At 73.4% G+C, this 13842-nt stretch carries 10 protein-coding genes and 1 pseudogene; all 11 read right to left on the bottom strand.

Features of this window, described 5'->3' with window-relative positions:
• Window positions 1-3 precede the first annotated feature (3 nt).
• The 11 genes and pseudogenes from ABD973_RS17965 to ABD973_RS17915 all read right to left on the bottom strand — a co-directional run bounded on the left by ABD973_RS17965 (window position 4) and on the right by ABD973_RS17915 (window position 13819).
• The gene (locus tag ABD973_RS17965; protein WP_345500878.1) at window positions 4-1416 is read right to left on the bottom strand and encodes a DUF6177 family protein; all 1413 of its coding nucleotides are present in this window, start codon (window positions 1414-1416) and stop codon (window positions 4-6) included.
• 4 nt (window positions 1417-1420) lie between these two features.
• Window positions 1421-5432 (bottom strand): annotated as a pseudogene (gene eccCb, locus ABD973_RS17960) (type VII secretion protein EccCb).
• The gene (locus tag ABD973_RS17955) at window positions 5429-6727 is read right to left on the bottom strand and encodes a hypothetical protein (RefSeq protein ID WP_345500876.1); all 1299 of its coding nucleotides are present in this window, start codon (window positions 6725-6727) and stop codon (window positions 5429-5431) included. Before ABD973_RS17955 ends, eccCb begins: the two are co-directional and overlap by 4 nt.
• Before the next feature lie 25 nt (window positions 6728-6752).
• The gene (eccD, locus tag ABD973_RS17950) at window positions 6753-8093 is read right to left on the bottom strand and encodes a type VII secretion integral membrane protein EccD (RefSeq protein WP_164721065.1); all 1341 of its coding nucleotides are present in this window, start codon (window positions 8091-8093) and stop codon (window positions 6753-6755) included.
• A gap of 22 nt (window positions 8094-8115) precedes the next feature.
• Window positions 8116-8298: a hypothetical protein gene (locus ABD973_RS17945; RefSeq protein WP_050779875.1), complete on the bottom strand. Its 183-nt coding sequence runs from the start codon at window positions 8296-8298 to the stop codon at window positions 8116-8118.
• Window positions 8299-8465: 167 nt separating this feature from the next.
• Window positions 8466-9182, bottom strand: a complete 717-nt coding sequence (locus ABD973_RS17940; RefSeq protein WP_125821518.1) for a hypothetical protein — start codon at window positions 9180-9182, stop codon at window positions 8466-8468.
• A 2-nt stretch (window positions 9183-9184) separates the two neighbouring features.
• On the bottom strand, window positions 9185-10129 hold the full coding sequence (locus tag ABD973_RS17935; protein ID WP_345500873.1) for a hypothetical protein: 945 nt from the start codon (window positions 10127-10129) through the stop codon (window positions 9185-9187).
• Between the two features lie 70 nt (window positions 10130-10199).
• Entirely contained in the window at window positions 10200-10649 is a 450-nt protein-coding gene (locus tag ABD973_RS17930; protein WP_345500871.1) for a pentapeptide repeat-containing protein, read from the bottom strand.
• 43 nt (window positions 10650-10692) lie between these two features.
• Window positions 10693-11064, bottom strand: coding sequence for a toxin-antitoxin system YwqK family antitoxin (locus ABD973_RS17925; protein ID WP_125603524.1), 372 nt, complete (start codon window positions 11062-11064; stop codon window positions 10693-10695).
• Entirely contained in the window at window positions 11064-13442 is a 2379-nt protein-coding gene (locus tag ABD973_RS17920) for a hypothetical protein (protein WP_345500868.1), read from the bottom strand. Before ABD973_RS17920 ends, ABD973_RS17925 begins: the two co-directional genes overlap by 1 nt.
• Window positions 13439-13819 carry a DUF6507 family protein gene (locus ABD973_RS17915; protein WP_125595598.1) on the bottom strand — a complete coding sequence of 127 codons (381 nt, stop codon included), beginning with the start codon at window positions 13817-13819 and terminating at the stop codon, window positions 13439-13441. The genes ABD973_RS17920 and ABD973_RS17915 overlap by 4 nt, the downstream gene beginning before the upstream one ends.
• Window positions 13820-13842: the final 23 nt, after the last annotated feature.

The raw sequence follows: 13842 nt of genomic DNA, 5'->3' as shown, positions 1-13842 counted from the left end.
CGCCTACGGCAGCGGCGGCACCGCCGTGCGCAGGTGGGTCAGCAGCACCGACAGCGACTCCCACGCCGCCGGGTCGCCGCCGTCGCCCAGCGGGTAGTGCAGCCCCGGCCTGCGCTGCGGACCGACCTGGACGGGCTTGACCTCCAGCGGGGGCCGCCGCGCCCGGGTCAGCGTCGCCTCGGCCACGCCGGCGCCGCCCAGGGTGAAGGACACCGGTATGGCCGGTACGGACACCCGCGGGGTCAGGCTCAGGTCCCGCCGGCCGGGTCCGAGCGCGGCCAGCATGCTGACCAGGCCGTGCCCGGCGACGAGTTCCTGAGCCAGTCGGGCGAGCGCGTCGAGCGGCACCTCCTCGGAGGGCCCGTACCCGAGGGACAGGGTGACGTCCTCCTCGACCCCGGCGGCCGTGCGGAGCACGCGTACGGTGGCCAGCGCGGGCCGCTCCGGCGATCCGACGGCGGTGACCAGCGTCGGCTCGGGCGCCCGGCTCCGGGCCAGGTCGGTGAGCTGGCGCGGCGACCACGGCAGGTTCACGGGCTCGGCGGTGCCCCAGCCGGCGGGCGGGCCCCCGGTCAGGGTGCGCCAGGCGGCCTCCAGCGAGCGGCCGACCAGCAGCCCTTCCTCGGCGGGGTGTTCGGTGCGGAACTGCACGGTGAGCCGGCGTTCCCCCGGCGCCTCGGCCCGCCGGAACGCGGCGGCGAGCCGCGCGTTGCCCGCCTCGTCACGGACCGGGGCGAAGGTGCCGTCCTGCCAGGCCAGGACCGCGCCGGACAGGCCGTCGTAGTACCCGCAGGCGGGATCCTGGACCACCCACCGGTTCGGCGCGCCGGCGAGCGCGGTGCGCAGCGGCAGGCTGAGCCGGCAGTGGTCGGGGGTGACGACGTGCAGGGCCGCGCCGAATTCGGCGGTGGTGCGCAGGACGTCCGACAGCCAGGTGGTCAGCCCGATGACGGGCCGGTCGGCGAGGACGACGGCGGTGGACGCGGTGACGACGTCCACGGTCGGGAGGGCTCCGACGGGCGCGGGTGCCGCCGAGGCCTCGGAGGTCACCGGAACCACTGCGACGTGCCCGGCGCCCTCGGGCCAGACCGTGCCGCCGAGGACCTCGGCGAGGCGTCCGGCGATAGCCCCGGCGAGGGGGGCCGCCTCGGGTACGGCGGTGGAGGCGCGGGTCTCCGTCCACCAGACGGGGGTGGCGCAGGGCGTCCCGAGGAGGCGTTCCACCTCGCCGGGGACCTGGACGAGTACGGGTGCCTCGACGGAGACGAGCGGCCGGCCGGCCGCGCCGAGCAGCTGGATGACGGCGCCGTCCCCGACGGCCTGGGCGTCGAGGTCCGCGCCGCCCGCCGTCAGGGCCACCATGAGGGCGGTGGTGTCGGGCATCTTGGCGGTGAGGGCGATGACGTCCTTGGTCACGGTGTCAGGGCGCTTCCTGGGTCGGGGAGTCGGCGAGGGCGGTCTGCACGATCTGGTGCGGGCGTCCGCGCCGGACCAGGGTGCCGCGGCCGGGCGGCTGGGCGCTCGCGTACAGCTGCGGGAACAACTGGCCTTCGGAGCGTTCGCCGTTCATCACGAGGGCGGTGGTGCCGGACTCGCGCAGGGTGGTCATCAGCGGCTCGTACAGGGCCCGGGAGGCTCCGGCGACGCGCCGTGCGATCACGAAGTGCAGGCCGATGTCCTGGGCGGACGGCAGGTAGGGGACGAACGCCTGGAGGGGCTGCTGTCCGGCGGTGGTGAGGATGTCGTAGTCGTCGACGAGGACCACGATGCGCGGTCCGGTGAAGCCGGGGCCCTCGCCCGGTTCGGCGTCCGGGTCGATGCCGTCCTCGGGGAGCCGCTTGTCGAGTTCCTTGGCGATGCCCACGGACAGGGCGGTGGCGATCTTCGCGTTGTGCGCGTAGCCGCCGCGGTAGGGCTCGGGGACCACACCGCGCAGCCCGCGCCTGGGGTCGTAGACGGCGAAGACCAGTTCCTCCTCGCCGTAGCGGGCGATGAGCTGGCGGGCGACGAGGGCGAGCAGGTTGGTCTTGCCGCACTCGCTGTCGCCGAGGATCAGCAGGTGCTGGTCCTGGCCGAAGAGGTCGAGGAGCACCGGGGCGAGGACGTCCTGGTCCACGCCGACGGGGATCCGGTACGGCTCCTCGTCCACGCCCGGCAGCCGGTCGGCCGACAGGCGTGCGGGCAGGACCCGTACGGGGGAGGCGATGTCGCCGTGCCAGGTGGCGCGGACGGTGCCCGCGGCCTCCTCCAGGGCGGCGGCCAGGTCGGTGTTCCCGGCCCGGGAGTCGATGCGCGGCAGGGCGGTCTGCGCGAACAGCTTGCCGTCGGTGAGGACGCGGCCCGGGGTGTCCGGGGAGATCGTCTCGGACAGTTTGCGGTCGATGGCCGAGTCGGAGGGGTCGCCCAGGCGCAGTTCGACGCGGCCGCCGAAGAGGGACTGGTTGGCGATCCGCACGTCGTTCCAGCGGAGCATGCCGGCGACGACGTGGATGCCGTAGCCGCCGCCCCGCTTGAGGAGGTCGGTGACGGAGTCGTCGAGTTCGGAGAACTCCTCGCGCAGGGCCCCGTAGCCGTCGACGAGCAGGACGATGTCGGTGGACGCCAGCTCGGGCAGCCGGCCCCGGGAGCGCAGCTCGCGCAGCTGGTCGACGGAGTCGATGGAGTGCACGCGGAACAGTTCCTCGCGGGTGGCGAGCATGGCCCGTACCTCGGCGACCGTACGGGCGGCCCGTTCCCGGTCGGCGCGGCCGGCGATCCCGCCGACGTGCGGGAGCCCGGCGAGCGCGGCGAGGCCGCCCCCGGCGAGGTCGAGGCCGTAGACGGCGACCTCCTGCGGGGTGTGGGTCAGCGCGAGCGACAGGGCGAGGGTGCGCAGCAGGGTGGTCTTGCCGGACTGGGGGCCGCCGGTGACGGCGGTGTGCCCGCCGGCGACGGTCAGGTCCAGCTCCCAGGGGCCGCGCCACTGGCGGGCGGGGTCGTCGAGGACGCCGAGGGGCACCTTGAGCGGGGTGCGCTGCGCGGTGCCGAGCCGGAGTCCGCGTTCGGTGACGGACAGGGGTCCGGCGGCGGCGTCCAGGGGGGGTCGCGTCGGGCAGCGGCGGCAGCCAGATGCGGCGGACGGGCGGGGCGGCGTCGGCGAGCTGGTCGACGATGACGGAGAGCACGCTGGGCCCGGTCTCGCGGGCGGTGGCGGCGGGCTTCTCCTCGGCGGGCTCGGCCGGGCCGGTGCTGTCCTGGAAGGTGTTGAAGGTGGGGTAGGCCAGGGCGAGCGGGCCGCGTTCGGTGTCGTCGAGGGCGGCGGCGGGGCCCCGGTAGCGGCCGGAGACGTATCCGGCCTTGAAGCGGGTGTAGGTGGAGGTGTCCACCTTGAGGTAGCCGAAGCCGGGCAGCGGCGGCAGCTGGAAGGCGTCGGTGGTGTCGAGGACGGTCCGCGACTCGTCGGCGGAGAAGGTGCGCAGGCCCAGCCGGTACGACAGGTAGGTGTCCAGGCCCTTGAGCTTGCCGCCCTCGATGCGCTGGCTGGAGAGCAGCAGGTGCACGCCGATGGAGCGGCCGATGCGGCCGATGGACAGGAACAGGTCGATGAAGTCGGGCTTGGCGGTGAGGAGTTCACCGAACTCGTCGATGACGACGAACAGGTGCGGCAGCGGCTCCAGTTCGGGCTTCTCGGCGCGCAGCACCGCGTAGTGGCCGATGTCGGCGACGTTCCCGGCGTCCTTGAGGACCTGCTGGCGGCGCTTGACCTCGCCGGCGAGGCTGGTGTGGACGCGTTCGACGAGCCCGGCCTGGTTCTCCAGGTTGGTGATGACGCCGGCGACGTGCGGGAGCTTCTCGAAGGGGGCGAAGGTCGCGCCGCCCTTGTAGTCGACGAGGACCATCGCGAGGTCCTCGGGCGAGTGGGTGGCGACGAGGGCGAGGACGAGCGTGCGGAGCAGCTCGCTCTTGCCGGAGCCGGTCGCGCCGACGCACAGGCCGTGCGGGCCCATGCCGAGCTGCGAGGACTCCTTGAGGTCGAGGAGCACCGGCCCGTGCCGGTCGTCGATGCCGATGGGGACGCGCAGGAAGTCCCGCTCGCCGCGGGGCGCCCACATCCGCTTCACGTCGAGGGCGGCGGGGTCGGCGATGCCGAGCAGGCCCATGAAGTCGACCGGCCCGGAGACGGGGGTGCCCTCGGCGACGGACTCGGCGGACAGCCGCAGCGGGGCGAGCATGCGGGCCAGGCCCTCGGCGGTGGCCGGGCCGAGGGCGTCGCTGATGCCCTCGGCGGCGGGGGCCTCGGGGGTGCGCAGGTCCCGGACGGTGACGTGGCTGCCGTCGACGGTGATCCGTATGGTCACCTCGTCGGGCTCGTGGACCTGCTCGGCGAGCAGGTGCAGCACGGTGGTGTTCATGTCGGCCAGGCCCACGGCGGTGTCGGGGCGGGGCAGTTCGACGGCGTTCTCGCCGTACTCGTCGCTGACGACGAGGAGCCGGCCGGCCATGCGCAGGGCGCGCTTGTCGGACAGGCCGCGGCGCACCTCGGCCGCGTACGAGGCCCTGCGGCGCAGGTCGGCCGCGAGGACCCCGGAGGCGAGCTGGGGCAGGCTGGGCGCGATCCGGCGGGCGGCGACGGGGCCGTCCTGTTCCTGCTGGTCGAGGACGTGGGGCAGCCACTTGGCCCACTCCCAGTCGCCGAGCCGGTCCCCGGGCACGCCGAGGGCGACGGCGACGTCGTCGGGGGCGTGCAGGACGGCGGTGTGGGCGAGCAGGGCGCGGGCGACGCGCAGCACGCCCTCGCGGTCGCCGACGATGCTGACGTTGCCGGCCCGGTCGAGGGGGACGGTCAGCGGGAAGTCGCTGGCCCGGCCGAAGCGGGCCATGAGGGCGCCGGCCTCGTTGAGCATGAACCGGTCGGGCGGGGTGAGGACGCCGCCGGCGCCCGCCGCGAGGGAGAGCTCCTGCACGGCGACGGCGCCGGTGCCCAGGCGCGGCCGCAGGAAGTCGGGGTCGGTGCGGCGCCGCTCCCACAGCCGCGCGGGGTCGCGTACGAGGTCGTACAGGGCCTCCGGCGGCGGGTTGAGGCGGCGGGCCTCGTCGCGCAGCGCCTTCTCGCGGGCGCCGAGCTCCTCGCGCTGCTCCTCCAGGTACTCCAGGTAGCGCTCGCGCTGGGCGCGGCGGGTGCGCTGCGCCTTGCCGCGCTGGGACCAGAACAGGGCGACGGCGCCGATCAGGGCGAAGACGAGGACGATCGCGCCGACGGCGGCGAACTGGCTGTTGCGGATGACGGTCATCATCACGACCGAGCCCATCACGCCCGCCATGGGCAGCAGCGCGGTGGCCGGGCTGCCGATCTTGCCCTCGGGCAGGTTGGGCGGGGCCTCGACGGAGTGGGGCTGCGCGGGGGCGGGGGGCATCGTGCCCCGGGCCGGGCGGTGGATCAGCTGCTGGGTCACCGGGCGGCTCCGGAAGCCGGGAGGGCCACGGCCCGCTGGAGCACCTCGGCGGCGAGCCGCACGGACGCCTCCCGGGTCTGGAAGGCGAGGAGTTCGGACGTGACGGCGCCGCCGGAGGCGAGGTGGCGGTCGTAGGGCAGCACGACGACGCCCGCGCCGGTCGCGCGCAGCTTCTCGACGGCCTTGCCGAGGTCGACGGCGGGGTGCGGGGACTGGACGGTGAGCACGACGACGGTCCGCGGCAGGACGGGTACCGGGAGGGAGCCGAGCCAGTCGAGGACGGCGTGGGTGGAGACGAGCCCCTCGGCGGTGGCGGGCGTGGTGAGCACGCGGGCGTGCGCGGTGTCGAGGGCGGTACGGGCGACCTCGCCGGGGAGGGTCTCGCAGTCGACGACGGTGACGCCGAAGTAGCGGCGCAGGGCGACCATCACGGTCCGGTACGTGGCGACGTCGACCTGGGCGCCGATGCGGCCCTGGCTGCCGGGCAGCAGCCAGCCGCCGTCGGGGAGCGGGACGAGGTAGCCGGTGATGTCGGTGAGCTGCATGGAGGGGCGGACGATCTGCGCGAGGTCCGCGCAGGTCCAGCGCAGGGACTGCACGCCGAGCCGCACCGGGAGGGTGCCGAGGGCGGCGTCGGCCTCCAGGGTGAGCACCGGGTCGTGGCGGAAGTGGTTGTAGGTGCGGCTGAGGAGAGCGGTGACGGTGGTCTTGCCGGAGCCGCCGCGGATGCTGGTGACGACGATCTGGCGGCCGGTGGTGACGGGCTGCTGGACCTGGGTGGCGAGTTCCGTCTCGGCGGCGACGGCCTTGGCGACGGAGGAGCCGAGCGCTCCGCGCAGGGTGCGCAGGGTGCGGCGGGCCAGCGGGTCGCCGTGGCGGGGCCGGCCGGCGGCGGCGTCGGAGCCGGGGACCGGGACGGTCTCGGGCGCACGGGCCTGTGCCTGTGCCTGCGGCGCCTGCGGGACCTGGGCCTGCGGGGTGTACTGCTGCGGGGCGTAGGCGGGCCGGTGCGCCCCGGGGGCCTGCTGGTGCGGCGCGGGGGCCTGCTGGTGCGGGGCGTAGGCCGGCTGGTGTGCCCCGGGGGCCGGCTGCTGCGGGAGCGGGGCGTGCGGCTGCACCGGCAGGGGGCCCTGCGGTGCGGCGGCGGCCGTGCCCGCGCCGTGGCCCATCAGGTCGCCCAGGACGCCGGCCTGCCAGTCGCCCTGCGCGCCGGGGCCGGGCCCGCCGCCGGCCTGTCCGGGTCCGCCGACGGGCCCGGGCAGGTGTCCGTCACCGTCACGCTGGTTCATGCTCATGTCTGACATGTCTGAGTAGCAACCCTTACGCGAAGGTGCCGAGCAGCCGCCCGTACACGCCGAACACCCCGATGAGCAGCGGGAACAGCACGATGACGCCGATCGATTCGGCGGTGTCCCCGACCCGCCGCAGCCGGACCCGCACGTGCTCGGGCGGCTGGACGGCGAGGACGCCGAGCGCCGCCAGGGCCAGCACCAGCAGCACCGCGAGCGGCCCGGCCGCACCGGCCCGGCCGGCCCACACCAGCAGAGCCGCAACGGTGACCGCGGCCCCGGCCAGCAGCAGCGCGACCACCTCCGCGACGAGCGGGAACGCCCGCGCGCGCAGCCACAGTACGACGGCGACCGCCGAGGCGAGGGACACCGTCCACACGTCGGGCTCCCGCAGCGCGACCACACCGGCCGCGCCCGCCGAGACGGCGGTGGCGAGGGTGGCCAGCACCATGCCCCGGTGGGTGGCACCGAGGGCGGTGGCGACCTTGTACCGGCTGACCGAGGCCCCGCGGGCCCGCTGGTCGTCCAGGCCGGTCAGTCCGGCCGCCGCCAGGGCGAGACGCGGCAGCAGCCCGAGCAGGACCACCGAGAACACCGCCAGCACGGCCCCGGTACGGGCGCCCGCCTGGCCCTGCGCCAGCGCGGTCGCCTCCCACGCCACCGTCAGGCCCACCACGGCGGCGGCGCCCACGAACCCGCCCCGCCCGAGCGGCGTGAACCACCCCAGCAGCGCGAGTCCGACGGCCAGCGCACCCGCGACGGCGGCGAGCCGGCCCATGGCGCCCCAGTGCTGCGCGTCGCCCAGGGTCCACGCCCCGAGCACCCCGACCGCGGCGGCACAGGCCAGCAGCGCGGCCGCCAGCCCCGACCGCTTCAGCCGGCCCGCCAGCGCCCCGAGGGCACCCGCGGCGGCGGCGGTCCCGAGGAGCACCCCGGCCACGGCGCCGGGCGCGAACTCCCGCCGGGCGAACCAGCCGGCGACCAGCGCCCACAGCACGAGCCCCGCCCCGGCGGTGACCCGCCGCGCGGAGGGGCGCCAGCGCCAGGCGCGTACGTCCAGGTCCTCGGCTGCCTCGTCGGTGACGTCGTGCACCACGGGCGCGGACGGCACGTCCTGCACCCGCACGAGCCGCAGCACGGCCCCGTCGGCGATGCCGGCGTCCTCCAGGGAGGTGCCGTGCTCGATGACGGACCCGTCGGCCGTGACCAGGTGACGCAGCATCGGCTGCGCGGCCACCCGGTCGTCCAGCATCCGTATGACGTCGGGCAGAAGACGCCCGACGGGCTCCTGCGAGGGGAGAACGAGATCCATCCGCCGCCGCTCACCGACCAGGGTGACCCGGCTCAAAGCCGTACCGCTCACTGCCCCCATGCTCACCACGCGCTCGAACCTATCACCGAGTACTGACCTGTCCGGGCGTCCCGACCTTGCCGATGAGGCGGTGGGAGATGAACGACCAGCCGACGCAGCCGGCGCACAGCACCGCCGCGATGACCAGCCCGGCGACGGCCTTCCCGATCCGCTCGTCGGCCACCCGCCGCCCGCGCTGCGCGCCGAACAGCACGGCGTCGCGCATCCGGCGCCGCCGCACCGCGACGGACTCCAGCAACTGGCTGTCGTAGTCCTCAGCCGCCACCCCGGCCTCCCTTCTCCCTGTCGCCCCGCACGCTAGTACGCCCCCTCACGACGCCGAAACCGGTGGCGCCGGTTCCGTCATGCTCCTGCCATGTTCGCAGCCGCGGATCACACCATGCCGCCGATCCGCCGGGCCGCCTCCAGGTGGTCGACGGCGGCCAGGCCCGCGGTCCCGGCCGGCAGGTCCACCGGCTCCCAGCGCAGGTCCGGGCGGAGCACTTCGCCGGCCCGGACGCCGTCTCCGAGCACCCGGCTCCGGAACAACGGCCCTTGGCCGTACTCGTCCTGGTGGTACGTGACGCGCCCTTCGCCCTCCAGCGCGTCGAGCACGGCCTCGTCGAGCACGCCGACGGGCCGGCTGCCGAGGTAGCCCGCGAGCTTACCCGGCCGGCACATCACGCCGACGAGGTCGATGAACACCCCGGAGCAGTCACGGCTGAAGGACCCGCCGCGCTCGTAGAACAGCACCAGCGGCTCGTACAGGTCCGGCAGCCCGGCCACCGCCTGCGGCGTCCGCTCCCCGAGCCCCGCCAGCCGCACGGCCCCGGCACAGGTCTCGCGGAGCTCGGCCCCAAGCAGCGTGCGCCGGAGCTCCTCCAGTTCGGCCGCCTGCGCGGGCGGCAGCCCGAAGCCGGGGTCCACGTACGCCGTGACGTCGTAGAACGGCCACGCCTCCTCGGCCCCGCAGGCGTTCGCCCACACGGCGGCCCGCCGCAGGTACTCCCACATCAGCACCCGCCGGGACCCGCAGCGCTCGAACGCGAGGTCCCACCGCATGTCCCAGTCCACGGCCCGCAGCCGCCCCAGCATCCGCGACGCCGACACCCTCAGCCCCTCCCCGACAGCTCCTGGAGCGCGTCCAGCGACGGCGCCCGCCGTACGACCGCTCCGACGGTGACTCCCGCCTCGATCCGCCCGAGGCAGCCCTCCAGCGCCTCCGACGCCCCCGCCCCGGCACTCCGCGCGGCCCGGAACCGCAGCAGCCAGGGCACGCCCGCCCCGAAGGCCGCGTCCCCCGCCGCGCCGCGCGGCTCGTAGCCGGCCGCGCCGTCGGCGGACGCCCAGAGGAACCCGAGGAGCCGCTCCCCGCACCGCACTTCGGCGTACCGGACCGGCTCCTCGGTGGTGCACTCGTAGTCCTCTTCCTCCCCGTATCCGCCGGGAAGGAGCTTCACGAGCCGTCTCCATCGGGCGGGGACCTCGAAGTTGTCCCAGGAGTCGTCGTACTCTGCGCCCTCCACCAGCAGATCGGCAAAGCCGTCGGCCGTGGGCCTGGCGTGCCAGGTCGGGTCCCCGGGGTCGGTCTCCGAACCGGTCAGCTCGGAGATCTGCTTCAGCGCGGCGGCAAGCCGGGGCGCGTTCTCTGCGGCGACCTCCGGCTGCGGTCGCTCGCGGAGGTCCAGGGTCATCCAGGCATCCGCGTGAGCGGCCAGCACGAGCAGCACCGCACCCCTGCCCCAGACATGGACCCGGAGGACGAACAGCTTCTCGGCCCGCCGCCGGACGCCGGCCTCCATCCACTCACCGGGGAGCCGGAGAGCCACCGTCAGGTGCTGGTCGGGCAGCAACCGCAGGCCCGACGCCTGCCCGGCCAGCACGTCGAGCGGCACGTCACGCCGCTCGAACAGCGGCCGCCCCATGGCCGACAGCTCACAGACCTCGACCGAGCCCGTACCCCCGTCGGCGACGAGCCCGAGGGAAGCCAGGACGTCCCTGACGTCCCCCACCAGCCCGAGGGCCCACGCCACCCCGCTCGCGGGAGCATCGAGCACGGGGGCGGGCTCCCAGAACCACTCCCCCACGGGTTCGGACGTAATCACAGGAAGGCCACGCGCGCCTCACTCAAGAAGGAAGCACCCTCACCTTCGCACCCTTGCTGTTCAGCCACGACTCCAAGTCGGCACCGGAGAGTTCCCGCCGGCCTTCGGCATCCACGACGACGGCCGGCCCGAAGACCGTGCCCGTGAGGCCGTCCACCACCGTCCGATCGTCGAGGACCACCTGCATGAAGGTCTGCGCCACCGACGCATCGCTCAGATCGGCGCCCCGCAGATCCACGGCGTCCAGCGACGCCTCCCGTGCGTCCACGTCGTACATCTCGACGCTCCCGAAGTCCGCACCGTCGAGCCTGGCACCGCGCAGCGAGGCCCCGTCCAGCTCGGCCTTCACCAGGGAGGCACCGGTGAGATCGGCTTCGTCGAGAACCGCAGCTTCGAGATGCGCGCGGTAGAGGTCCGCGCCCGGCATACGGGCTCCCCGCAGAACCGCCCCCCTCGCGACCGCATGGAGCACCCGGGGGTGGCTGCCAGAACCACCCCCGACGGCCCAGTCGTGATCACCCGTCTTCGCGACGCCATTCGCGGACGAGGTTGCCCTGCTCGTCCCAGACGCTCTCCTCCTTGAGGGAGTAGATGTCGTCGTCGAAGAACTTCCGCGACTTGAGAACACCGTTGGGATGCCATTCCAGGAACTCACCCAGAGCGGAACCATTGACGACGGTTCCCTTGAGCTTCTGCGCACCGTCCGGGTACCACATCTGCGACAACCCGTTCCGGACCCCGTCGAGGTACACGTCGAGGCAGACGATCTGTTCACCCTGATATTCGGCTACCTCCCCCGTGAACAACTCGTCCTGGTAGAGCATCCGATTTCCCATATCGATGTCGACATCGGGATCGTCAGCGTCGACGCGCCGCATCGAGCTCATCACGGAATCCAATTCTCGTCAGACGGCGGATACCCAGTGAACCGGCCGTGGGGCGACGGAACTCCGGGGAGCATATGGTAACAGTTCGAGCAGAAGGGAGCGCCCCTGCCGATAACGCCCGTCTCCCGGTCCTTCATGAACGGGAATTCCACGGACGCCCGGATTTCCTTGAGCACGCTCGCGTCGTCCGGCAGCCCGAGGCGGGTACGGGCCCACAGCAGCTCATTGGTGGCCTTCACTTCCGCATGACCGAGGGGCTGGTCCGGGTGCGGCTTGGTCGGAGCCATCTTCTCGTAAATCGCGCGGAGGGTGGGGTGAACCTTTTCCTTGGGAATCACGTTGTCCGGCCGGCCGTTGATTCCTTCGATCACGATTCCGGTCCGGGTGTCCATGACGGCACCCACACACGCACCTACATCGCCCTTGACGAATTGCTTGGCGTCCTTGGCATCCCGGTAAACCTGTGCCCTGGACTCGGCGAGCGAGTCGAGATACTGGTCAACGGGCTTGCCGTCAATGTGGGTGATCATGTCATCCACCACGGTGACCCGAGGGCTGTTCCGGTCGAACAGATCCAGCAGCTTCTCGCCGTGACCGGCCGGGTGCGTTCCATTCGCGTCCGGCAGGCGGGTTTCCGGAGAGATCGCATCAGCCGGGGTGCTCGCGGTTCCGTGCTCCCTCTGCCACGCCTCGTCACCGTGGCCCGGGTTGTCGGGAAGTCCGCCGCCCTGGTGCGGCACGGTCGGGCCATCTCCGTGGCCGCCGCCACCCGTGGAAGGGCCGTCGCCGTGGCCGCCCGTGGAGGGGGTGTCGGTGTGGCCGCCGGTGGGGGTGGTGTCGGTGCCGCCGTGGCCGGGGGTCGTGCCGCCGGGTTCGGTGTGGCTGTTGTGCGGGAGGTTGTCGGCGGTGCCGCCGGGGGTGTGGGCCGTGGTCCCGCCGGGGGTGTGGGTGGCGGTGCCGCCCGGGGTGTGGGAGGTGACGTCCGCCGTGTGGGCGCCGACACCGACCGGGACTTCCTGCTTCTTGGGGACCTCGGCCAGGGGGTGGTCGGGGCCCTTGGGGACCGAGGTGAGGTCCTGCTTCGGGAGGCCCTTGTGGTCCAGGAGCTGGTTCGTCGTCTTGTCGAAGTACTGCGGACGGCCCAGCGCGTCGTCCGGGAGACGGACCGTGTCCTCGGGGTGGGGGAACTTGATGCCCGGGGCGTCGGCCTTGGGGAGGTCCTTCCACACCACGTCGTCGATCTTCGGGAACGCCCCGTCGACCTTGCCGAGGTTGGCGAACAGGTCGCCGATCTTGAGTTTGGCGAGGGAGCCGGCCTTGCCGATGTAGGTGATCGGGTCGATGATCCTGCCGGCCTTCCCGGCCACCGAGAGGACCTTCGCGATCCCGCCCGTCTTGGCCGCGGTGCCGGCGCCGCCGGTGAAGACGGTGGTCAGGACGTTGAAGGTGACCGCTCCCGCGGCGCGGGCGGGGTTCTTGCCCCACTCGTCCCAGGCGACCAGGGCCTTGCCGGTCTCCTTCATCGCCGTGCGGGAGTCCTTCAGCCAGCCCGGGAGCTGCTTGTCGTCCGCCGCCCAGAACGCGGCCCCGACACCCGGCATGGAAGTGATCACGAGGCCGGTGGCGAGTTTGGCCAGGCCCGTCCAGGCCTGGCCCGCGGCGTCCCAGCCGTCGACGCCGACCAGGGTGCCAAGGCCCCGGATGGTGCCCCAGATGCCGTCGACGATGATCCCGTCCCACACGAAGGACTTGACCCAGTAGCCGACCTCCCACGCCCGGTGGGTCTCCTCCAGCTGCGAACCCCACGGCAGGTCCTGGACCTTGTTCAGGTCATCGGCCTTGTAGCCGTACATGTTCGCGCCGTTGGAGCCGTCGTTCACGGTCAGCGGCGGGGCGCAGTACAGGGCGCGGATCTTGTTCGCGCAGGTGCGTTCGGCCGCCCAGAACGCCTCGGCGGCCGCGTTGACGTCGTGGATCAGATCGTTGTTCTCATCGATCTTCTTCCCGTCGTCCTTCCAGTGCTCGTCCCCGGCGATCTTGTTGGAGAACGTCGTCGCCTTCGCCTGGAGCGCCTTCAGACGCGCCACGATCGGGCGGGCCTCGGTGACGTACTCGCCCAGCGCCTTCGCCGCCGACTCGAGCTGGTCGGCGAAGAAATCACTGTCCGTCTTCACCGGCTTCGTCGTGGCGAACAGCTTCGCGGCCTCGGGAGCGGCATAGAACGCCGACAGGCCCTGAAACTCGGAGTCCACATTCTCGCCGGCCGTGCGGAAGGTGCCCGCTGCCGCCGTGATCGCCGCGTGGTCCTGCTCCAACGCGTCCAGGTCACCCGTGAACTGCGGGATCGTGCACGGATTGATCGGTACGTGGTCGGTCACTTCTGACCCGCCCCCGGAAGCTCGACCTTCGGCTCCTTCAGAGCCTGGTTCTGCGCGTTCTGCGCCTGCTCGATGTTGCCCTGCACGTACGCCGTCGTCGCGTTGATGGCGCCGTTCAGCGAGGCCTCCGTGCGGGCGCCGATGAACGCGAGGCGGTACTCGTGGGCCTTCATGAGTTCACCCAGCGCGCCCGCGATCGGGCCCATTCCGCCGCCCTCGCCCGCGCTGCCGCCGCCCGGCGTGATGGTGCCCGCGTGCTTGGCGGCCTCCGGCAGCTCCGTCTGGAGCGACTTGCCCGCCTTCTGGAAGCCCTCCGCTGCCGTGATCGTCTTGTTGACGACCCCCTGCACGCCGGACGGTTTGATGTCCCAGTCCATGCCCTACCCCCGTGTCCTCGCGT

Origin of the sequence: Streptomyces racemochromogenes (assembly GCF_039535215.1) — a bacterium.
GTDB classification, from domain to species: Bacteria; Actinomycetota; Actinomycetes; order Streptomycetales; family Streptomycetaceae; genus Streptomyces; species Streptomyces racemochromogenes.
The sequence above is the reverse complement of the archived record's forward strand: the minus strand, read 5'-3'. Positions and strand labels throughout refer to the sequence as shown.